This is a genomic window from Qiania dongpingensis, assembly GCF_014337195.1.
GTDB classification, from domain to species: domain Bacteria; phylum Bacillota; class Clostridia; order Lachnospirales; family Lachnospiraceae; genus Lientehia; species Lientehia dongpingensis.
In genome coordinates this window covers 2,910,191-2,932,360 of the sequence record NZ_CP060634.1, presented here as the reverse complement: position 1 = coordinate 2,932,360, position 22,170 = coordinate 2,910,191, and the positions used below count along the sequence as shown (strand labels likewise).

The window sequence follows — 22,170 nt, the reverse complement described above, 5'->3', positions numbered from 1 at the left end:
GGGAGACGGGAAATCATCAAGATTTCCCGCCGACATGTAAGCGGTACTTCCGGAGCGGGGATAAAGCGGCCTCTGCATCGCCAGCGAACCGAAATCGTGACGGTCCGGAACTTCTGCCGGTGCTAAATTGGAGCTTAATCAGAATTAATTAAAAATAATTCCAAAAAGTGTTTTGTACTATAAAAAAGCCGCCGGATACGAGGTACACGGTATTGTCCTGCACGTATTTCTCCGTTCTCCATATTATACCAGTAAGCAAAACTCATAGGAGAACGACCCATTGAACATGAAAACCCTGACGAAACGGCTTCTCTGCCTCTCCCTCTGCTTACTCGTCCTGATTGGGACAGTATCCGGCTGCAGAAAAAAAGCAGACAGCGGGAAGACGGATGCCGAAAAGACAGAGGCCCCCAAGCAGGAAGCCCTGACCCCCGTTACCTTAAGCGAAGTGGCACATTCCATTTTCTATGCGCCTCAATATGTGGCCATTGAAAACGGATATTTTGAAGAAGAAGGCATCGACCTCACCCTCATCAACAGCGCCGGAGCCGATAAGGTAATGACCGCCATGATCTCCGGCGGCGCCGACATCGGTTTCATGGGTTCTGAGGCCAGCATCTATGTCTACGCAGAAGGAAGCTCTGACTATGCGGTGAATTTCGCCCAGCTGACCCAGCGAGCCGGCAATTTCCTGGTGGGAAGGGAAGCAGATGAAGATTTCAAATGGGAAGACCTGAAAGGGAAAAAGGTCCTCGGCGGCCGCGCCGGCGGCATGCCTGAGATGGTATTTGAATACATTCTGAAAAAGAACGGGATCGATCCGAAAACTGATCTGACCATCGACCAGAGTATCGATTTCGGTCTGACTGCAGCCGCTTTCATAGAAGGCGACGCGGACTACACCGTGGAATTCGAGCCCTTTGCCACCAAGATTGAATTGGAAGACGCCGGAAAAGTCGTGGCGTCCCTCGGCGTGGATTCCGGATATGTCCCCTACACGGCTTACTGCGCGAAGCAGAGCTACTATTCGGAGCATCCGGAAATCATCCAGGGCTTCACAAACGCGATTCAAAAAGGCCTTGACTATGTGAACAGCCATACCGCCGAAGAAATCGCCAAAATCATACAGCCTCAGTTTTCTGAGACCGAGGAGAGCACCATCGCCGCGATCGTCGGCCGTTATCTGGATCAGGACACCTGGAAAGAAGATCTGGTCTTCAGCGAAGACAGCTTTAACCTGCTGCAGGATATTCTGACGGAAGCCGGTGAGCTGAAGGAAAAAGTCCCTTATAAAGAACTGGTTAATACTGAATATGCGGAAAAAGCTGCAGAAACAGCTAAATAACAGGTTTACCCGATAAGAAAGAGAGCGCTGCCGAATAGATGAACTTAATCTATGGAGCAGCGCTCTTTCTTTATTCTTCTGTCTCTACTGCGTCTGTCTTATAAATGAACTTCACGCTTCCGCTCATATCTCCTGAGATTCCTGCAAAGGATCTATAGTTCTTAGAGACATCTGCGGTAGCCCGGAGTCTGGATACCAACACATCCAGGTCCCCGTCGACCGCATCCACCAGCTTCTGTATCCCCTCTTCGCTGAACTCCTTCAGACCGTCAGATAACTGCAATGCTCCGTCGGCCAGCTGTGATACCCCATCCGTAAGGGCGCTGCCGCCGCTTTGCAGCCGGCTGATTCCCTCGCGGAGAGTCCCCGCGCCGTCGTAAAGATCTGACGCTCCGGCAGCCAGCTCAGAGGCTCCGCCCAGGAGTGCTCCGGCTCCGTCATTCGCTTCGGCAACACCGGCGGTATAGCTCAGCAGGCCGTTATAAAACTCATGGTAACCGTCCAGCTGGGCCTTAAGGGCCGCTATACTTCCGGCTCCGTTTCTGGCGCTTTCCACAGCGGCATTGATCTGAGACGTCACCTCGCTGCTCTGCATATTCTGCTGGATCAGCTCCTGAACCTTGGATTCTGTGGCAGCGGCGATCTGTCCCAGGATATCGGACGACTGCATCTGATTATCCACAGCTGCCGCGACCATGGCCTGGGTATCGGCATCTACTCCGCCTGCATTCACGGCAGCCTCATACTGCTCCGCCGTCATCGGCATTCCGGCCGCCTGCAGAACTCCTTCCAGTACCTTTCCACGGACAGCGATTTCGACCTGAGCGCGGATGGCCGTTTCCTGAGCGCGCACCTTTCCGGTCACCGCATCAAGCGCCGTATTATAGGCCATGTTGTATACGGTGTTCTCATCCAGGGAGCCTTTGACCCCATCCAGCACCTCCGCATAGTTGTCAATGGTGAGCGCCGGTACAGAAAGCCCTGCCGCCGCCAACTGGCTGTCCGCGGCCGCCAGCAGAGAATCAAACACCTGTCTGGCTCCTCCGTTCAAAGTCTCATTATTGGCAGCCAGTTTATTCAGTCCTCCGGCCAGATCGCCGGCCCCGTCTTTGAGGCTCTGAGATCCGCTCTTTAATGCTCCGGCCCCGTCTGACAAGGCCCCCGCTCCAGACGCCAGCTGGCTGACTCCGTCAATCAGCTCTCCCGACTTGCTCTGCAGAGTCTCCAGACCGTCGTATAATGCGGAAGAGCCGTCCAACAGTTGTTCCATGGCATCGGATAGTTTATCCAGAGACTCTTTCAGTTTGTCAATGGAATCTCCATCCTCCAGGTCGATATCAGAAAATACTTCATTTGTCGCCAGCGACAGAGTGGCGGCCACTTCAAAATCTGTCACATCGGCCGTGATCTCCACATAGCCCGGAAGTTCTATTTTTTCCTTGTCAATATTCAGATTCTCCTGGAGTCCGGGCATCGCGATTCCTGCAACGATGGTATGGCTCCCATCATTTACCAAACGTCCATTGGAAACCTCCACATTCTTAAACTGCTCATTGTCCAGTATCATACCGGTCAGCATCACAAACGGCACATAAATCTTTTGTTTTTCTCCCTCGATCTCCACCTCTTCATATTGATTGTTGGTATAGTCGAACCGCATGGTGACTTTTCCGCTCTTTCCGGCCAGCTCCTCCGCAGAAATGGCTTTCCCGTCCAGCCTGTAGCTGATGGACATGGTAACCGGAAGTTCCTTGCGGATATCTCCTTTATAATAAATATCATTGCCCTCTGCATCCCAGACGCGCATGCCGCCGTCGTTCACGGTGCAGCTTTCTTCTCCGTTCACGTTCGTCACATTGTCAAGCTCTGAACGGTCATTCACCTGTGCTTTGCCGATGCTGTTCTTTATCCAGTCGCTTACAATGACCTTCCTGGGGGAACCGTCGGCGTTTGCTATTACATAAACCGTCTCATCCTTTGATACGTCTCCTTCTGTGGCTTCCTGTTCCTTTTCCCCTCTAGAAGCTTCTGTTTCTGCCGTCTCCTTTTCCGCCGTTCTTCTGGTTTTCGCTCCGGCGGCATAGGATATCGCTCCCACCAGACTAAACACCATCACAGCGCACAGAATCAGGGAAAGGATTTTAACTGATCTCTTTTTCATGTCTTTCATAATGCAACCTCCGAATCATTTTTTCGTTTCCATCCTCTTTTTTTGCCTTTATCTTCTTTTTTCCGGAAGCCGATGCTCGTCGCACAGATTACCCGGTCAAACAGCATGAACATAGCCGGAAGAATCAAAATCACACAGAACATGCTCACAATGGCTCCGCGGGCCATCAGATTACATAAGGAGCTGATCATATCGATATCCGAATAACAGGCCACTCCGAAGGTGGCTGCAAACAGCCCCAGCGCGCTGACGATGATCGACGGAATGGACGCCGCCAGGGCATTTCCCACAGCCGTTTTTTTATCCAGTCCGGAATATCGTTCACTTTTATACCGCGTTGTCATCAAGATCGCGTAGTCGACCGTGGCTCCCAGCTGAATGGTGCTGATGCAGATCGGCGCGATAAAGGGCAGAGACACATTGGTATAATGCGGCAGTCCCAGATTGATGAAAATTGCAAATTCTATGACAGCCACCAGGATGAACGGCAGGGAAATGCTTTTTTCCACGATTGCGATGATAAAGAAAATCGCGATGATGGATATGGCGTTCACCACCTTGAAGTCCGTATCCGTGACCTCTATCATATCCTTTGTACAGGGAGCCTCCCCGATCAGCATACCATTCTTGTCATACTTTTTGAGTACTGCGTTCAGCCCGTCTATCTGATCGTTGACCTCATTGCTGGCCGTCTTGTATTCTGAATTCACCAGCAAAAGCTCCCATTTATCACTTTTCAGGATACTGCTGATGGATTCTGGTATCATTTCCTCCGGTACCAGAGATCCGACTACAGAATCCATTCCCAGCACATATTTCACACCGTCCACGTCTTCCATTTCCTTTATCATCGCTTTCGTCTCTTTCTGAGACAGCGAGGAATCTGCCAGTATCATATGGGTGGAACCCACCTGGAAGGTTTCCTGAAGCTTTGTGTTGGCAATAATATTATCCATATCTCTCGGAAGACTGACCGACAGATCGTAATAGACCTCGCCGTTGGTCTTTTTATATCCGCCGTAGGCAGGAATCAGGATCAGCACAAACAGGACCAGAAATATAGGGAACCGCCTGGTAACAAAGCCTGCCACCTTATCCGCCTTCGGAATCAGAGATTTGTGCATGGTCTTTTCCAGCGGTTTATCCAGGACCAGGATGAGCGCCGGCAGCGTCGTCACACATCCGATCACGCCCAGGATGACTCCTTTCGCCATGACTATGCCGAGGTCCCTGCCCAAGGTAAAGCTCATAAAGCAAAGGGCGATAAAACCCGCGATCGTCGTAACGGAGCTTCCGATCACAGAAGTAAGTGTTTCCTTAATAGCCACCGCCATGGCTTTTTTTCTGTCGGTCCGACGCCGCTTCTGTTCACTGTAGCTGTGCCACAGGAAAATTGAATAATCCATCGTGACTGCCAGCTGGAGTACCGCCGACAAAGCCTTTGTCAGATAAGAAATCTCACCCAGGAAATAATTGGTCCCCATATTTAACAGGATCGCCATGCCGATGCTTATGAGGAAAACAAACGGTATCAGGAAATTATCCATAAAAATCATCATGGCTGCACAGGCCAGAAGGACCGCTATCCCCACATAAATCGGCTCCTCCTTCTCACAAAGCTCCTTTAAGTCCGTGACGAGTGCCGACATTCCGGATACAAAGCACTGCTCTCCTGTGACCTCTCTGACGGCCTGTATGGCTCCCATGGTCTCATCGGATGATGTGGAACTGTCAAAGAATACGGCCATCATAGTGGCATCCCCGGAGTTAAATGCTCGATACAGCTTATCGGGAAGCAAATCCATGGGGACCGACAGATCCAGAATACTGTCATACCACAAAACAGTATCCACATGTTCTACCTGTTCAATCTTCGCTTTGAGCTCTGCTACTTTCTTTTCCGGCATTCCCTCCACGATGACAAAGGAAAAAGCTCCTTTTCCAAAATCCTCCATCAGGATATCCTGCCCTTTTACCGTGTCCATGTCCTCCGGCAGATAATTCAGCATATCATAGTTGATCCTTGTCTTTGCCATTCCGACTGCCGAAGGGACCAGCAGCAAAACGGCAAGTATCAGAATGGGTATCCGGTACTTAACCACCGCTTTTCCGAACTTCATCTCTATTTCTCCTCCTCTTTATATTCTTCTATGATCACGATATCCGGTTTCCTCCCCTTGATGATCTTTACGGCACAAAGCGCCACACACAGGTTCAGGATTCCCTCCGCCAGCAGCGTGATTCCTACCATGACCATGAGAATGGATGCCCCTGCGAAGGGATCGATGACCAGCAGAAGTCCAAAAAGACCCGTGACTACCGCCGTCAGACCGATGACCCACCATTTCCCGATTCCAAATCGTTTCGCGTCTACTGCTGTCTGAATCTTGAACAGGCTGTCTGCCAGAGCCAGGATGCCGATGACGATATGCAGGATGGAAATCACTCCCGCCGGATGAAAAAGCATCACCAGCCCCATCGCCACGGAGAGCAGGCCAAGAGCCAAATCAAACTGAAAGGCCAGGCGGTAAAGATCCTTGGAAAAATACCCGATCAGCTTTATGACTCCGCACAGGATGAGCAGCGCCCCCGCCGCATAGCAAAGCGCCTGTGCCGATATGCCGGGACAGACTATTAAGAATATACCGGCGACACATGAAACCAATGAGGTGACAATATATCCAAATTTTGCGGCTTTGATCGTCTTACTCGTCTTCATACCATATCCTCCTTTTCTTTCCGCTTTTTATTTTATGACCCCGGCTTCTTTTTTTGAATGGGTAAAAAAAGGGCAGTGCACAAAAATTGTGCACTGCCCTTCAATTGACTAAAAATCAGACATTTTATATCCAATGCCTAAATTCCCTGCCTGGAAATCCTCTTTAGCGCCGCCTCGATCTCACCCTCCAGCATCTTGCCAAGTCTTCGGATGACCTGCCTGGGATCGTACTGCATCCCGGCACCCAGCCAATCCAAAACCATACCGGTCAGAGCCGCTTTATAAAACTCCACGATCAGCGCCTTATCTTCCTCGCTGGCTCCGATTCCCTCCGACACTTGCTCGACAAACCGCTTCATCACATCCCTGGAAATATTGTTCAGGTACTGCTCAAAAACCTCCCTGTTTACAGAATTGTATATATGATAAACGCTTTTTTTATTATCCAGGGCAAAATCCGCCGCCGCGATAAACCCTTCTTCCCAGGATTCCATATCCTGATGTTCGGAGATCACCCGCTCTGTCTCCGCTTTCAGGATGTCTTCCACCAAAGCCGGTATATCATCAAAATGATAATAAAACGTATTTCTGTTGATTCCGCAGTCCTCCACGATGTCTTTTATGGTAATCTTATCCAGCTGCTTTTCTCTCAGAAGCTTCAAAAACGAGTCGACAATGGCTTTCTTTGTAAATGACGGCACAGATGTGTCTCCTTTCCTTCCCTTTTCCAACCCTTAATGCGTCTTCCATTATAACCGATAATCCCGGCATTTACAAACTACAAAAGCCTTAAAATGTTTTCTGTCCTGAAAAACCGTCAGATGGACAGATCCTTTTTGCAAAAGATCCTTATTCCCACACCGAACAGCAAAAATCCGGCCCCATAGAGAATGAGGAACATCCAGACCGCCTCTCTGTTTCCTGCCGCTATTTTTTCCGGCTGGAACAAGGTCAGAGGAGTGGCATATTTGAGCTTATCAAATTTCTCTCCTACCTGAGACAGCATCTGGACCAGAATGAACAGGATACAGGCTCCCGCTCCAAAGCCCATAGCCTTTCCGCTTTCCGAAAAAATGCAGGAGAAGAGGAAACATACTCCGGAGAGGAAAAAAAGCAGCCCCAGAAGCCCTGCGTTCACCAAAAAAAATTTTCCGATCTCCAGCTCTCCCGGAAACATAACGGCGGCTACTGCGATGGTCAGAAACGTCACATAGATGACGAGTATCAGTATCATCTGGCAAAGTACGCCGGCCAGCGTGAACGTGAGCTTCATCCGGCTGTTGGGAGTAGCCAAAAGATAGGCAAAAATCCCCCTGTCCGTATACCGTATCATCAGCCGGTTTACCAGAATAATGATGAACACGACCGGAAATACCACGAGCAGAAATCCGTACAGATAGTTGATGACAAAATCCAGCAGCGTAACGCCGGGGGATGCCATCCCAAACGCGGAAAATATCTGCGGCATGCTTTCCATCATCACTTTCAGACTTTCTCCCAGCTTGGGATCGAACATGCAGATGATCATCACTGAATATAAGGACAAAACAGCCCCAAATATCAGAAGGACCTTGTAATTCGCCCTCCATTCTCTTTTCCATAAGGTCTTATTCATCGTCTTCTCCTCCATAGAAGTGGAGGAACATCTCCTCCAGAGTCTGCATACGCATACGGACATCTCCTATCTCATATCCCGCCAGCTCCTTTATGAATCCGTCCATCCCGCCGGATACGGAAATTTCAACATTTTCCCGCTTCGGCGCCGCGTCTTCATGTTTATTTAAATATTCTGCCTTTTCTTCTTCCTTCTGGAAGGTTATCTCGAATATCCGTTTTCTGCTTTTTTGAATATCCTTCATCCTGGAAACGGATACCAGTTCCCCGCTTCGGATAAACGCGGTCCTGTCGCAGGTACGTTCGACCTCCTCGAAAATATGGGATGAGAGAAAAATCGTGGTTCCCTTCTTTTTTTCCTCCAGCAGGATATCGATAAACCGGTTCTGCATCAGCGGGTCCAGCCCGCTGGTCGGCTCATCCAACAAAAGTATCTCTGGATTCTGCATCAGGGCACAGATGATCCCGATCTTCTGTTTCGTCCCCTTGGACATACGGCGGATTTTTCCTCTCCCGTCCAGTTCAAAACATTCCTTGAGCTGATTCAGCCTCGACAGATCCTTGATTTCTTTCATCTGAGCCATGAACTTAAGAAATTCATCTCCGCTCATATCCTCCATAAAAGCAATCTCTCCCGGCAGATAACCCAGATGCCTCTGAATATCCGCCCTCTTTTCAAAGCAGTCCATCCCGTCGATCCGGATGCTGCCTTTATCTGCCCGAATAAAACCCATCAGCTGCCGTATAGTCGTAGTCTTCCCCGCCCCGTTCGGTCCGAGGAACCCAAATACCTCCCCCTCACCGACAGAAAAGCTCACATCAAACACACCGCGCCCTCTTCCATAATCCTTCGTGATCTTTTCTACCTCAATCCTATTTTTCATAGATACTCCTTTTTATAAGATATCCGCCTGAACATATCCATCCAACTGCGGAACAGCTTTATAAGCCCCTCCAGTTCCACGTTCTTCCCCATATTCATCTGCTGATGCATGTAGCCGTCCGTCATCCACATCATCATCTGCAGAATTTCCTCCGGATTCACATCCTCCTGGAATTTATTCAGATCGACTGCTTTAAAATACTGACGGAACATATGGGAGGTCTTCTCCTGCATGTAGTCATCCAAATCCTCTTTGATATCCTGGTGGGTGGAATAAAAAGCCCGGACGGAAAACTCCATCATATAGGGATTCCTGCAGACGATCTGGCATTTCTTTTCTCCTCCATATTCCAGGAGATCAAAAAAATCATCTATTTCATAAAAATGCGGATCCAGCAGCTGGGATGTAACCGTTTCTTCCAGATAATCCATCAAATACAGATACAGTTCCCGTTTATTCTTAAAATAATAAAACAGAAGCCCCTTCGAAATCCCGGCCTTTGACGCTATCAGATCGGTGGAAGCATGCTTATATTCGTTCTTCGCAAATACCTCCAGCGCCGCGTTCACAATCTCCTGCCGCTTTTCCTCCGGAAGCTTTTGAAACCTTTCATTTACCATCGCGCTCTCCCTTCCGCTTTGCCCCTCTATTTTTGACCGTACCGGTCAATCTTTCTCCTTATCCCCATTATAGAAAACTGACTATTTTTTACAACCCCCTTCTGGACAAAAAAATGTAAATACTTTCTATACCTTTTAAACTAGTTTTCTCTGTCTGGTTTACAAAGCAAGAGGAAATCCGATTCCATCCAGGCGGCTCGCTGGCAGCCGTAACCAGGATTTTTACGGCCTTTAGGCGCGCGGGCCGCGTGGTTCCCTGATACTTTCATGGAATCAGAGGGATGGAATTTATCCAGTATGGTGCGGCATGCGGAGTACCGGCAGAAATCATCCGGATTTCTCGCCGACATGTGAGCGGTACTGCCGAAGCGGGGATAAAGCGGCCCCTGCATCGCCAGCGAGCCGAAATCGTGACGGTCCAGAACTTCTGCCGGTATCTGAATGGAGACTTCTAAAAATGATTCCAAAAGTATTTTGTAGTATATCCTAGAACATCCCTTATTTTTCATGTAGCGCGACGGGCAGTAAATTCATATTTCATCAAAAAGCTTCATACTATTAAACAAAACCTGTCAGGACTAAATCCATGAAAATCAAAGATAAAAGCACCTTTTTCATATATCTTTTAATCCCTCTGGCTGTCGGGTCCCTATCTGTCCTCTTCAGTGGTAACACAGCAATGTACTCTGTTATAAATAAGCCCCCATTAAGTCCTCCTTCTTTTGTTTTTCCCGTCGTATGGACTGTTCTCTATATCCTGATGGGCTTATCCTCGTATATCGTTTCCATATCCGATAATCCAAGCAAAGGAGCTTCTCTTAAAGTCTACGCTGTCCAGCTTTTTTTCAACTTCTGCTGGAGTATAATCTTCTTCGGATTTTCACAGTACCTTTTTGCCTTTATATGGTTATTGGCGCTGATAGCGCTCATCGTATTGATGATTTATAAGTTCTACAAGATCAGTCCTTTATCTGCCTATTTGCAGATACCATATTTACTCTGGTGCCTGTTCGCCGCTTACCTGAATTTCATGATCTATAAACTGAATTGACCTGAATGGACTCTCCTTTTCTTTGTCTGAAAGTCCTTCACTTCTCTCGCTTAAAAATAATGATGTGAATATAACAATCGTCATCGTGATTTTTATCAATCAAATTATAAATATTTTTCTTGGATATGTGGGGTTTTCGTTATATAATACTGCTATCCTATTTTTAATTTGAAAGGCGAAATTCACATGACCAAACAACAGCTTTTTAGCAAAGCAGACGATTATAAAAAGAAAATACAATCCAGTCGCCCTCTTTCTCCAGAGGAATCAAAAAACCTGGATGAATATTTCCGAATCGGTTTCACCTATTCCAGCAATGCCCTTGAAGGAAATACACTCACTATTTCGGAAACAAAGATTCTCCTGGAGGATGGTCTAACCGTTGCGGGAAAACTGGTCAGAGATTGTATAGAAGCTCTGGGACATTCCAAAGCTTACGATTATATGCTGAATGTCGCCCGCAGCGGGGAGCCCATAACAGAATCCGCTATACAAAAGCTCCATAGGCTCTTCTACGAGGGAGTTGACAGCGATAACGCAGGGAAATACAGAGATATTCAGGTCTATATCTCTGGAACCGATTATATTCCTCCGGCACCGGAAGATGTCCCAAGATTGATGGAACATTTCATACAGCAGATGGAATACTCAAAGAAACAATTTCATCCGATCGAGTTTGCGGCTCTCTGCCACAAGCGGCTTGTGGATATCCAACCTTTCACTGCCGGAAACGGGCAGATCGCTCGGTTCCTCATGAACATACTGTTTATAAAGGCTGGCTATGGTATCGTATCCATTTCTCCGGCTCTTCGTTCTGATTACATCCAAGCGCTTATAGCTTCTCAGAAACCGGATAACCCAGACACAGATCCTTTCGTAAAGCTGATCGCTGAGTCTGTCATAGAAACCGAAAAAGATCATTGCAGGCTGCTGAATATAACATAATAAAGATTTAGATAAGTAAAACGCAAAAAGGCAGGAAGAAATTCCTGCCTTTCTCGTTGTATTCGATGTCACTTTTCTTGTAATCATATTACATTTTATTTTCAGAAAGTGCAACCAAAGTAATAATGATTGTGTATATATAGTCAAAAGACAAAGAGATAGACCATTCTACCTTTTTAGCATCTAATATGGGGGGATAAAAGATGACACCTGATAAGGAACTCCAATTAATATTAGATTTAAAATCGCATAAAAAACATGCCTTACAACTGTGTATCTCTCTATACTATAAATATGTATCGTACATTGTCGAAAATATAATCGGTAAGTCTCTCTCTAAAGAAGATAAAGAAGAAGCGGTAGCCGACGTCTTTATTTCATTGTGGAGACACACAGACCACATCAATCCTGAACAATATCAAACTTTAAAGCCTTATTTGGGAAGCATTGCAAGAAATATATCGAAAAACGCCTTACGAGAGTTTAGAACAGAGAATCATCTTTCGTTCGATGAATCTATAATCATCCATGCGCCAGAGCAGCTTCTTGACAGCGTTATATTGCAAGAGCTGGCCGACACATTAAAAAATGTTCTTTCACTTCTCAGTGAAGAAGAACGAATTTGTTTCATTAAATATTATTATTACCGGAAAACCATACGGTCCATCTCCGAAGAAACTGGAATAGGAGAATCTTCCATAAAATCCAAGCTTTATCGGGGCAGAAAAAAACTCCGGGATCTGTTAAAGGAAAGGGGAATTGATTATGAAAACTATGAGGACATCTTATAACGATGTTATGCAGGAATTGGATGAATCCTACATTGAAGAATTATGCTGGACTCAAAAAAAGAGCAGAGGGAACTCCCGTATTCATGCAGAAAAAAAAGTATGGATGTCCATTAATCCTCCTACCTATCATAGGTTGAAATTACAATATATTTTAGGTTTCTTACTATTGATCATGTGCGTCTCTTCCCTATCCATATATGCAATATCTTCTCTGCTCAAAAAAGCTTCTTTAATCGATGACAGTACAAGGGGGCTCATTGGCACTGAAGTCAGAGACACCAATTATATCCTATATAAAGATGGCAAATACATGGACAAAAACGGGAATGAAATCAATCTGGATGAGCTATCAGAAATCACACAAGTTCCATCCAGCAGAATTGTAAAAGAAATTGAGATACCTTCCCTTAAGCCTTCAATAATTGTAGAATTCCCCATATCCTCCGCAGAAAAAAACACATATATCACACCAGAAATCATTATGCCAAATGCTTCTCCAGCGATATTGACGCAGCCAGACGGCTCCGGATGGGTATTGTCTGAAGGGGCAGCCATAAGTTACTCTTTTGAAAAATACCCGTCCGTGACGGTAGATGATCAGCTTTTACAAATAGGTATTGTAAAAGACGGCATTATGTATGACGGAATCGTCTATGATAATCTGACTGATACGTATCAGCTGACTGTTTCTGAAAGCGGAGAATACTACATTTATCTGCTAAATGTCAGCTCTGACTATTTGTCACTGAAGACTGGAAATTTAAGCGTCAAATTTTGAATGTAATGTGAACCTTTTATCGTCTCAGTAAAAAAACCGGCGGAAAAACACAAAAACATAACAAAAAACCCAGTGATCAAAGTCTATAAACCTTGATTTACTGGGTTTTTCATCGAGTGCGAGACGGGATTCGAACATGTCAGTGACATATTATGAGAATTCTTATATGCCATTGTACGATGTTTCACTATTTTATTCTATAAAACATAATTGGGGACTGTTATGCAACACGATAAAGATTAAATACAGTCTTTACTTTATAATCTAACAACAAAATATAGAATCATGACCTCTATACTATTTACATTTTTCCTCCAAATAGTGTATACTATTATTGTCGATATATGTCGGAAATATGATTTTTGAAAGTTAATCATCGTTATACATTTGTCGTTATTGCTATCGCCATAACGGCTATTATTGTAATTTGGGCCATTAAGTTTCTTTTACCAGCAAAACGCCCCGTTTTCGAATTAAAATATAGCACTTCTTACGACGATGTACTAAAAAAGTTTGAAGCAAAATTTGATGAAAATATTTTGAACGATATTATTGAAGTTCCTATACACATTATATGAATCGTATAATAATGACTCAACCCATCTTCGGTGAAAACATCATCTGTGCAGGAAAAGTCCTCGGTAAATGGGAATATAGTAGAATTAATCAAACTATTGACCGCTATGCGGCTAATATAATAATAATTTTATGGGAGGAAAACAAGTATGATTTGTCCAAAATGCGGTAGCGAAAATGTAACCATCGAAATGGTTCAAACAAGTGGAAAAACAAAAAAACATGGTAATGGTCTCGGCGGACATGTAAACAATGCAGCCAGAGGTCTTACAGCAGCCTGCACACTCGGAATGTCAAATCTCTTATGGAAAAAATCAAAGGGAAATGAAAAAACATCATTTAATACACAAAAGATATGTCTGTGTCAAAGCTGTGGTAATTCTTGGAATATTAAGTAAAAAGTTGGCTAAGGTCAATTATAACCAGTGTTGGAAGATTTGATTCGCTGCTGGTGTTTTAGTAAAATTGCATTTTGAAGGAGGAAATTAAAATGAAAAAGAAAATTATATGTTTAATGTTGGTTTCTGCGCTAACTATATCAACGGCTGCCTGTGGTAAACCCAGCGCCCCGACAGCCACGGACCAGATAAAGGAAACAACTACCGAAAAATCTGAAGCTTTCTCAACTGAGAACGCAAATGGTACACTCAAAGAAAGCGAAGAATCAAATGTCAGTAAGGCAGATAATTCAAACAACACAATAAAGGCAGAAAGTAAAAGTGATGAGATAAAACCGCCCACTGTTTTGGATTACGGTTATATTGTAATAGAAGGGCACGATTGCTATTATATTGAATATGCTTATGAAATGAAAAATGAAAATACAGTAGATATAGAATTTCCAACCGTAAAAATAATAGCTAAAGATGAGACAGGTTCTATATTAGCATCTGATGAAGATGTAAGGGGGTATATTGCAGCAGGTGATACAATAGCTCAGGCTTCGCAAATTAGTTGTGAAAAAATGCCTGCTTCGATCGAAATAGCAGGAGTAACTCCTGATGACTACAATATAATTACTAACAGCGCTGCCGGAAGTTCTGCTGATTTCGAAATATTTAATATTTCTTTACAGGGAGATTCAATAACTGGAGAAGTTACAAATACTTCAGCTATTGGATATGATGATGGATTTGTTGCGACCGCTATTTTTAGAGATGCAGATGGGCATATAGTTACTGGAGCGACTGGTTATTTTACAAATAAAATTGCCGCTGGAGAAACTACGGCATTTGATATAAACTGTATGTTTGATCCTGCTGAATATGCGTATGATACAATAACTGTTACTGCATACGGTGGAATTTAGTTAAAATTATACATAAAAACCGGTCTTTGCGCCAACAAAGACCGGTAAGCATACAATCCGAAGATGGTACGCCATTACATAACTATATTATATCATCTTCGGACAGCCACCACAAGCGGAACATAAATTCCGGCTGGCTGTTATTTTTATACAAAAAAAGAGAATACTATAACGGCAACAGCAAAAAACTAGCTAATGGTATTTATATAACCATCTAAGAAGTTGTTGTTGATGTAGACAAAGACAGCGTTCGGAAAAATGAGGCAAAAAACCCGACCAGGAACCGACGGCATCAGCTCCCCTCTATATCATACTGTTGATAAATCAAGTCAAAGATGATGTTTTGGTCCCTATCAGCGGGCATGCCCTGAATTACAACTGGATTCGCCTATAAGATGAAAATGGCGTGACTCCTATTACTTTCCATGATTTACGACATATTAACGCGACAAATTTCGCCTTATTTTTATAAATATATGATATATTTTATGGCAAATCTACTTAAAGGAACAGGGAAAATGCCATATTTCGACTACTTCAGACATCTAAATGTTTTCTGCAAGAGATTTAGCTTGGCCTTAATATAAGCACTGACAATTCCCCTAAGTTATGAAATCCTATTTAGCAATAGCACATGGCTATAACATACCTTACCTTGACTGCTACATAATAATGTGCAGGCATAGCTCGCGGGAATTTTAAACTATCTATGAAAATATGGAAAATACATTTGTCTACGTCCTGTAATTTGATAGAAGCATCTGCTCTAAATCTGGAGTCCTACGAACAAGTTATTCAGTAAAGTATTCATATAATAATATTCATTGCGCTGCTGTCTTCCATGTCAAACATTTTATTCATAATTCTCTACAACTCACCTGGAAAAAAAGTGGTTCGCCTTTTACTTTGTCAATGTACTGAATACTCAATTTTTAAAATTTATGCAACACGAAATGTAACACAAAAAGAAGCCTGATAAAATCAGACTTTTTGAGAGCGCGAGACGGGATTCGAACCCGCGACCCTCGCCTTGGCAAGGCGATACTCCACCACTGAGCCACTCGCGCATATGTAATCTTTTTCCTTTTCCACTGTTTTTTTTCCTGTGTTCTCCAGCGGACATGTAATATAATACTATGCCCGCGGCACTTTGTCAACAGTTTTTTGAATTTTTATTATTGTTTTTTTAACTACAACAACTTATCTCCAGAGATAACGATCCGGCCCCTCTTTCAGACCAGAAAAACCGTAAGAAAATACTTGTTGTTTTTGAATTCCCTGGCAGCCATCTGTTCCATCCTGGAAAATTCCGTATCCCGCCAGTTCTCTTCCGCCGCCAGGCTGATATGATACAGCATCACGCCAATATCAAACCCCAGAAAATCCGCCTTGGAGCTGAACCGAAACGTCTCTTTCCTCGCAAACACATGAATCCTGTTCTGATACACCATAAAACGCCAGGGCTGCCCGTTCATGGCAGAGGGGGCCATACGCGCCGCCTGCATCATCAGCCTGGTCTCCTCTGTAGAGTCCTCTTTAAACGCGCACAGCTCCTTTAACGGAAGTCTTTTCGCCTGAAAGGAATCCCGGTACAGTTTCCCGTCCGCATAGCCGAAAGCCAGGACCATCATCGGCTCCATCCCCTCCGGCCCGTCCATGGCCGGAATTTTCGCGCTTCCCTGATAGCAGGTGCCGATGCCTTTGCTGGTCAAATACAGAACGATCTGCTCCATCAGATAACCGGCGTTGGCCATCGCATATTCTCCCGCTTCCGAAAACAGCACCAGATAATACGGTGCTTTGACCTTGAAAAGGCCCTTTATCCGGGCTTCTCCATTCATGGCATTGAATAGTTCCACACTATAACGAAGTTTTCCCCAAAGAGGGCGAAGGCCCTGCTCAAACTTCCTCAGATTTTTAAACAGCTCCTGGGGCAGGGGCTCCATTTTATAATGCCTCACCGATTTTCGGTTAAATACTGCCTCATACAAAGTCAAGCTCCCCACCCCCCATTTCCAATCCTGTCATAATAGAGTGTATTCATTATATCACAAATCCATCCAGTTATTCCTGGAGAAAAGGCAAAGAATTTCTTAAAAATTCCAAAATTTCAGGAAAGCAGCTCTTCCAGTTCTTCCAGCGCCCGTTCGAATGACGCCATGGCCGCTCTGACCGGTTCCGGCGTCCGCATATCCACTCCGGCATCCGCCAATAAATCTATGGGGTCTTTGCTGCAGCCGCCCTTTAAAAATCCCATATAAGCTTCAGCCGCCCCTTCTTCTTTGTTCAAAATCCGCTCTGAAAGAGCGACCGCGGCAGAAAACCCCGTCGCGTACTGATATACATAAAAAGGAGTGTAAAAATGAGGGATTCTCGCCCATTCCAGAGCGATCTCATCGTCGATCACAATACCGCTGCCAAAATAGTCCTGATTCAGCTCCTTATATATGCCGCAAAGCACATCAGCCGTCAGGACTTCTCCCTCCTGCGCTTTTTCGTGAGCAATTTTCTCAAATTCCGCAAACATAGTCTGGCGGAATACGGTGCCTTTAAAACCGTCCAAAAAATGATTCAGGATATAAGCACGTTCCTTTCTGTCTGCGGCGTGCTCCAGCAAATACCGGTTCAGAAGATTCTCATTGCAGGTAGAAGCGACCTCCGCTACGAAAATCTTATATTGAGAATTTGTAAAGGTCTGGCTGCTGTTGGAAAAATAAGAGTGCATGGCATGGCCCATTTCATGGGCCAGGGTAAATACATTATCCAAAGTATCCTGGTAGGACATGAGTATAAAGGGATGGACGCCGTAGGGACCTCCGCAGTACGCTCCGCTCCTCTTTCCTTCATTCTCCCGGAAATCAATCCACCGGCCTTCCAGCCCCTCCTGAAACACCCGAAGATACTCAGGCCCCATTGGTTCCAGCGCTTTTGTTATGATGCTCTTTGCCTCCTCATAGGAAATCCTGTTCTCCACATCCGACACGATTGGAGTATAAAGATCATACATGTGAAGCTCATCCAGCCCCAGCATTCGTTTTCTGAGCGCCACATAACGGAACATGAGCGGCATGAACTCTCTCACTGTACTTATCAGAGTATCATACACCTCTTCCGGCACATTGGCATCTGCCAGATAGTATGCCCGCGCAGAGCTGTATCTCCTGGCTTTCGCGTAGAAACAAGCCTGTTTCGCATTGGCCTGAAAAGCGGCGGCCAGCGTGTTCCTGTGGCGGCCGAATGTCTCATACATGGCATGAAACGCAGCCTCACGGACTCTTCTGTCCTTGCTCTCCAAAAAAGATACATAACGGCCATGGGTCAGTTCCACCAGATTCCCATTTTCATCCCTTACGGACGGGAACCGGGTATCCGCATTATTGAACATCTTAAAAATCTGAGAAGGCCCCATCGTCACTTCAGAGGCGTCTGCCAGAATCTCTTCCACCTCCTGGCTTCTGGTATGCGCCCGGTCCCGGAGTATCAGATCCAGAAGCCTGTCAAAGCTCCTGTCCGCCCCGCTTGATTTCCTAAGCTCCGTCAGGCGCTCCGGCGCGATCGCCAGAATCTCAGACGCGATAAAAGAAGAAGCCGCGGAAGCCGCCGCCCATAATCCGGCCGCCCGCCCTACCATCTGCTGATAAAACTGGTTGCCCGTATCCACATCTGATTTCAAATGAGCATAGCTGTAGATCTTATCCATCATTTCGCTTATCTGTTCATCAAATTTAAGGCAGCCGTAAAGCATTTCAGCAGATTCCCCCAGGTGTCCTTTAAACCTCTCATAATCAGAAAGCGCTGTTTTCGTTTCTGTAAATGCTTCTTCCCATTTGGCATCGGAAGAAAAGATATCCTCCGTCGCCCAGGTCTCTAAAAAGGGAATCTCGTTTCTTTTTTGGATCGTCTTTGTTTCGGCCATATCGTCTCCTCCACTTTCCGGACCATTCTATTCCGGAATTTCATATTCTATTCCTATACGTAAGTGTATACTCTACATCTCCGTCATTCTTCCTGTATCTCCATCTCCTTGTCTTTTCTGTTCCCCTTTAAAAAGGAAAGCTTAGTCTCAGCCAGGAGGATAGCCGCAAAAATAAGCGCACATCCTATCGCCATCCTGACAGTCAGATACTCTTTCAGAAAAATCAAAGAACAAAGCACGCCGAATACCGATTCCAGGGAAAGGAACAGCGACGCAGAAGAAGGCGTCGTATATTTCTGGCACACATTTTGCAGGAGAAACGCGATCATGGTGCTCCCCAGCCCCAGATAAAGCATACTAGTTACAATCTTCATAGAAAAAGCCGCTTCCGGAAAAGTCCCGTCATAGAGAGGCGCCATGAGCCATGAAATAAGAGCTGCCACCCCAATCTGAAGAATCGTCAGGGCCACAGGATCATGCTTCTCCGTATACCGGTCAATATAAATCATGTGGAACGCAAAACCAAAGCCGCAGATAATAGTCAGAATATCACCGATATTCATGGACAAGTCGCCTTGCAGGGAAAGAAGTCCGATTCCGGCGATTGCCAAAAACGCGGCGGCGATACAATACCCATCCGGCTTTTTCTTATTGATGAACCAATGAAGAAACGGAACGATCACCACATATATCGTGGTCAAAAACGCATTTTTCCCGGCTGTGGTGTATTGAATCGCGACGGTTTGAAAGAAATAGCTGATAAATAACAGGATGCCCAGAATCCCCCCGCAAAATAAGTCTCTTTTACTGATTTTAAATAATTTTTTGCAAAATACAAGTGCCAGTCCGGCAAACGCAATGGTAAACCGGAACGCCAGCATGTAAACAGGCGGTATGAAATCCACGGAATCTTTTACCACCACAAAGGCAAATCCCCATATCAATGCGGTGAGCACCATCCCGGCGTTGGCGAGCCCCGTCACATTTTTCTTCAATTTTATCCTCCACTCTCTTCTCTGCACAGACTGTCCAAAATCAACCAGTGGCATTATACTCTTTTCTTCTTTTCTTGTCCACACCTGCCGCTTGATTTTTGAAAAAATCTTTCCTTCGGATTCCTTTTGCCCCATCTTCATGATAGAATAGTTTCATAGGAGGAAAACTGCTATGCCTTATATTCTCTGCAACAGTCTCAATGAACTTCAGTGTTGTCAAGTGACGGCTCTGCATACAATCTGTTCCGAAGCTGCGCCTGTGACGTCTCCAGCAGGAAACGCTTCTTCCAAAAATCCGATTGTCCTGAGCTTAGTCCTTCCCGAGCCAAACGCCGAGGACGAGGATACCTTTTTTCTGCTTTTTTATATGGAAGAAGTTCTTGTAAGCTTTTTGTCTGTTTTCTGTCCGGACCGGAAAACCGCGGAGGTATCCGGCTTCACCCATCCCCTTCACAGAAAAAAAGGATATTTTTCCCTGCTCCTTCAGGCTGCCCGTACAGAAACGAAAATCCGGTTCGGAAATGTGTCCTTCCTCTATCAATGTCTCTCCTGTGACCCTGATACCACCTCCTTTTGCATGCGCCGGAATTTAAAATTATCACATTCCGAATGTATGATGGCAGCCGAGATTCCTGCCGCAGGTGCGGCTGCCGCTCCATCTGTTCAACTTTCTCTTTCCGGCCGTGACAACCGAGAACAGCTTATTTCGCTGCACATGCAGGCGTTTGACGCGGATCGATTTTTTACAGAATCCTATATCGACACCATTTTGGAGGATCCGGATACGACCTCCTACATCTTATTGCCCGCCCCCTCTTTTCAGAAGTCTCAGGAGGAGCCCCTTGGCCTGCTGCATCTAACGCTTGATAAGAACGGGCGCGCGGCATATCTGATGGGCTTTGGCATACTGCCCTGTTTTCGTCGGAAGGGGTATGGAACAAAGACGTTATCCGCCCTGTTCCAAATCCTTCCTCCCGGATGTCTTCTCCTTCTCCAGGTATCCACATCCAACCTTCCGGCTTTTTATCTTTATAAAAGCTGCGGCTTTCTCATACAGTCAAGGCTCGATTATTACCGGGAAAGCGGGACTTTTATTTCACCAGGGAAGAAAGAGCCGTCTTAAAGGTCTCCAGAGAAGAATCCCCCGATGTGAGCACATAGAGGAAGCCGTCCTCCGAAAATGCCGCGCCGTAGATTTCTTTCCCTCCCTCCGTGCCGTTTAGCCGGTATAATGTGACAGTTCGCCCTCCCAGCTCCTCCCGTCTCAGGTATACCCAATTCTGACTGACCGAATAGGAATATCCATAGGCTTTCTCTTCTTCTTTTACAAAATACGCATTATAGCTGGAGATCCCCGGATGTTCTTCTTTGTCAAAATACGCCGCCACGTTGTAAAAGCTGCTTCCCGGCCTGGAATCCAGATACAGCCCCGATACCGTCTGTCCTTCCGGCTTCACCAGCGAAAATCCCAGCTCTGCCTCCAGCTCCCTCCAGGATTTATAAGCATAGGTCCTCCCATAGGAAGGATCTATTTCTTTATAGTTTATCCGGTAATTTTCACTCCTTCCCTCCCCGGTAATAAATGTCACGTATGGGCTGTTTCCCTGTACCTTGACCGGATACAGGAAGGATGCCGCCAGCCCCACCGTCAGAAACACGCAGGCGGCCGCAAGAACACATCTGCAGATCCGCAGCCGTTTTGTCTTTCTGCGGTAAAGCAAAAGCTCCCATTTCATCTTAAGCTCTTTTTTAGTATATTGTGCCGGCGTTTCTTCCCCTTTTCGTTTAAGCTCCCCTTCCACGAGCTCGTCCATCTGAGACGGGAGAAATTCTCTTTCCTCTAAATATCTGTCAATGAATACCTCTTGATTCGTTTTCATCCGGATATCTTTCATATGGCCCGCCTCCCTTCTTCTCCATCTGTTCCAACTGTTTTCTCAGCTTTTTCCGCAGCCTGCAAACCTTTGTGGTGGCATTCGTATAGGAAATAGACAACGCTTCCGCGATCTGCCGCGTATTCTTTTTCTCCAGCACCAAAAAACGGTAAAGCTCCCGTTCCTTTGGTTTAAGACACGCTGTCAGATTCTCTTCCAGTCCCTGAGTTTTCCTGCTTTCATCTTCACGGACCAGCTTTTTTTCCACATCTTCCAAGCCGTCAGAATATCTGCTGAAAAAGCCGTTGTCTGCCTGTTCAAATTCTTTTTTGCGCGCCTGCTTTCTCAAGGTTTCCAGCGCGACATTCCGCGCCGCCACATACAGCCACCGCTCTGGGCAGGGATGCTCCATCAGTCTTTCCACCTTCCGAAACGCCCGGAAGAACACTTCCATGGCGCAGTCCTCCGCATCCTGTCCAGAGGCTCCCAGCTTCAGGCAGCAGTACCGGTATATCCGGTTATAGTTTTGGCTGAAAAGCAGTTCCATGAACTGCTGCTCTTCCTGGCTTCGCTTCACGTTCCA

General features: G+C 45.7%; 22 protein-coding genes and 1 tRNA gene. 10 read left to right on the top strand and 13 right to left on the bottom strand.

The window, feature by feature from the left end; genetic code table 11:
* The first annotated feature begins 286 nt into the window (after window positions 1–286).
* Window positions 287–1,345: an ABC transporter substrate-binding protein gene (locus tag H9Q78_RS13745; RefSeq protein ID WP_249304838.1), complete on the top strand. Its 1,059-nt coding sequence runs from the start codon at window positions 287–289 to the stop codon at window positions 1,343–1,345.
* A gap of 70 nt (window positions 1,346–1,415) precedes the next feature.
* Here H9Q78_RS13745 and H9Q78_RS13740 read toward each other — a convergent pair whose 3' ends face one another.
* The 7 genes from H9Q78_RS13740 to H9Q78_RS13710 form a co-directional block, all read right to left on the bottom strand.
* A complete protein-coding gene (locus tag H9Q78_RS13740) occupies window positions 1,416–3,515 on the bottom strand; it encodes a hypothetical protein (RefSeq protein ID WP_249302506.1) in 2,100 nt (699 codons plus the stop codon).
* Window positions 3,512–5,635 carry an efflux RND transporter permease subunit gene (locus tag H9Q78_RS13735; RefSeq protein ID WP_249302504.1) on the bottom strand — a complete coding sequence of 708 codons (2,124 nt, stop codon included), beginning with the start codon at window positions 5,633–5,635 and terminating at the stop codon, window positions 3,512–3,514. The genes H9Q78_RS13740 and H9Q78_RS13735 overlap by 4 nt, the downstream gene beginning before the upstream one ends.
* Before the next feature lie 2 nt (window positions 5,636–5,637).
* The gene (locus H9Q78_RS13730) at window positions 5,638–6,234 is read right to left on the bottom strand and encodes an HdeD family acid-resistance protein (RefSeq protein ID WP_249302500.1); all 597 of its coding nucleotides are present in this window, start codon (window positions 6,232–6,234) and stop codon (window positions 5,638–5,640) included.
* 137 nt (window positions 6,235–6,371) lie between these two features.
* Window positions 6,372–6,935, bottom strand: coding sequence for a TetR/AcrR family transcriptional regulator (locus tag H9Q78_RS13725; RefSeq protein WP_249302499.1), 564 nt, complete (start codon window positions 6,933–6,935; stop codon window positions 6,372–6,374).
* A gap of 116 nt (window positions 6,936–7,051) precedes the next feature.
* Entirely contained in the window at window positions 7,052–7,849 is a 798-nt protein-coding gene (locus tag H9Q78_RS13720) for an ABC transporter permease (protein WP_249302498.1), read from the bottom strand.
* Complete coding sequence (locus H9Q78_RS13715; RefSeq protein WP_249302492.1) at window positions 7,842–8,732, bottom strand: ABC transporter ATP-binding protein; 891 nt, start codon at window positions 8,730–8,732, stop codon at window positions 7,842–7,844. The genes H9Q78_RS13720 and H9Q78_RS13715 overlap by 8 nt, the downstream gene beginning before the upstream one ends.
* Entirely contained in the window at window positions 8,729–9,352 is a 624-nt protein-coding gene (locus H9Q78_RS13710) for a TetR/AcrR family transcriptional regulator (protein WP_249302490.1), read from the bottom strand. Before H9Q78_RS13710 ends, H9Q78_RS13715 begins: the two co-directional genes overlap by 4 nt.
* Window positions 9,353–9,633: 281 nt before the next feature.
* Here H9Q78_RS13710 and H9Q78_RS13705 point away from each other — a divergent pair, with 281 nt between their 5' ends.
* The 8 genes from H9Q78_RS13705 to H9Q78_RS13670 all read left to right on the top strand — a co-directional run bounded on the left by H9Q78_RS13705 (window position 9,634) and on the right by H9Q78_RS13670 (window position 14,802).
* Window positions 9,634–9,807, top strand: coding sequence for a hypothetical protein (locus H9Q78_RS13705; RefSeq protein WP_249302488.1), 174 nt, complete (start codon window positions 9,634–9,636; stop codon window positions 9,805–9,807).
* Window positions 9,808–9,938: 131 nt separating this feature from the next.
* Window positions 9,939–10,403: a TspO/MBR family protein gene (locus H9Q78_RS13700; RefSeq protein ID WP_249302487.1), complete on the top strand. Its 465-nt coding sequence runs from the start codon at window positions 9,939–9,941 to the stop codon at window positions 10,401–10,403.
* 186 nt (window positions 10,404–10,589) lie between these two features.
* Complete coding sequence (locus H9Q78_RS13695; RefSeq protein WP_249302485.1) at window positions 10,590–11,348, top strand: Fic family protein; 759 nt, start codon at window positions 10,590–10,592, stop codon at window positions 11,346–11,348.
* Window positions 11,349–11,551: 203 nt separating this feature from the next.
* Window positions 11,552–12,139, top strand: a complete 588-nt coding sequence (locus tag H9Q78_RS13690; protein ID WP_249302484.1) for an RNA polymerase sigma factor — start codon at window positions 11,552–11,554, stop codon at window positions 12,137–12,139.
* Window positions 12,114–12,917 (top strand): hypothetical protein, encoded by an 804-nt coding sequence (locus tag H9Q78_RS13685; RefSeq protein WP_249302483.1) that lies wholly within the window; start codon window positions 12,114–12,116, stop codon window positions 12,915–12,917. The genes H9Q78_RS13690 and H9Q78_RS13685 overlap by 26 nt, the downstream gene beginning before the upstream one ends.
* A 362-nt stretch (window positions 12,918–13,279) precedes the next feature.
* Window positions 13,280–13,495, top strand: coding sequence for a hypothetical protein (locus H9Q78_RS13680; protein WP_249302482.1), 216 nt, complete (start codon window positions 13,280–13,282; stop codon window positions 13,493–13,495).
* A 147-nt stretch (window positions 13,496–13,642) separates the two neighbouring features.
* The gene (locus H9Q78_RS13675) at window positions 13,643–13,891 is read left to right on the top strand and encodes a hypothetical protein (protein WP_249302481.1); all 249 of its coding nucleotides are present in this window, start codon (window positions 13,643–13,645) and stop codon (window positions 13,889–13,891) included.
* A gap of 92 nt (window positions 13,892–13,983) precedes the next feature.
* Window positions 13,984–14,802, top strand: a complete 819-nt coding sequence (locus H9Q78_RS13670) for an FxLYD domain-containing protein (protein WP_249302480.1) — start codon at window positions 13,984–13,986, stop codon at window positions 14,800–14,802.
* 995 nt (window positions 14,803–15,797) lie between these two features.
* Here the strand turns inward: H9Q78_RS13670 and H9Q78_RS13665 are convergent.
* The 4 genes from H9Q78_RS13665 to H9Q78_RS13650 all read right to left on the bottom strand — a co-directional run bounded on the left by H9Q78_RS13665 (window position 15,798) and on the right by H9Q78_RS13650 (window position 19,713).
* A tRNA-Gly gene (locus H9Q78_RS13665) sits at window positions 15,798–15,869 on the bottom strand.
* A 165-nt stretch (window positions 15,870–16,034) separates the two neighbouring features.
* Complete coding sequence (locus H9Q78_RS13660; RefSeq protein WP_249302479.1) at window positions 16,035–16,799, bottom strand: nitroreductase family protein; 765 nt, start codon at window positions 16,797–16,799, stop codon at window positions 16,035–16,037.
* Between the two features lie 113 nt (window positions 16,800–16,912).
* Window positions 16,913–18,718 (bottom strand): oligoendopeptidase F, encoded by a 1,806-nt coding sequence (pepF, locus tag H9Q78_RS13655; RefSeq protein ID WP_249302478.1) that lies wholly within the window; start codon window positions 18,716–18,718, stop codon window positions 16,913–16,915.
* An 83-nt stretch (window positions 18,719–18,801) separates the two neighbouring features.
* A complete protein-coding gene (locus H9Q78_RS13650) occupies window positions 18,802–19,713 on the bottom strand; it encodes a DMT family transporter (RefSeq protein ID WP_249302476.1) in 912 nt (303 codons plus the stop codon).
* Between the two features lie 172 nt (window positions 19,714–19,885).
* Here H9Q78_RS13650 and H9Q78_RS13645 point away from each other — a divergent pair, with 172 nt between their 5' ends.
* The gene (locus H9Q78_RS13645; protein ID WP_249302474.1) at window positions 19,886–20,836 is read left to right on the top strand and encodes a GNAT family N-acetyltransferase; all 951 of its coding nucleotides are present in this window, start codon (window positions 19,886–19,888) and stop codon (window positions 20,834–20,836) included.
* Here H9Q78_RS13645 and H9Q78_RS13640 read toward each other — a convergent pair.
* Window positions 20,805–21,608: a hypothetical protein gene (locus H9Q78_RS13640; protein ID WP_249302473.1), complete on the bottom strand. Its 804-nt coding sequence runs from the start codon at window positions 21,606–21,608 to the stop codon at window positions 20,805–20,807. The two genes, H9Q78_RS13645 and H9Q78_RS13640, sit on opposite strands and share 32 nt — an antisense overlap.
* A complete protein-coding gene (locus H9Q78_RS13635; protein ID WP_249302466.1) occupies window positions 21,565–22,164 on the bottom strand; it encodes an RNA polymerase sigma factor in 600 nt (199 codons plus the stop codon). The genes H9Q78_RS13640 and H9Q78_RS13635 overlap by 44 nt, the downstream gene beginning before the upstream one ends.
* Window positions 22,165–22,170 lie beyond the last annotated feature (6 nt).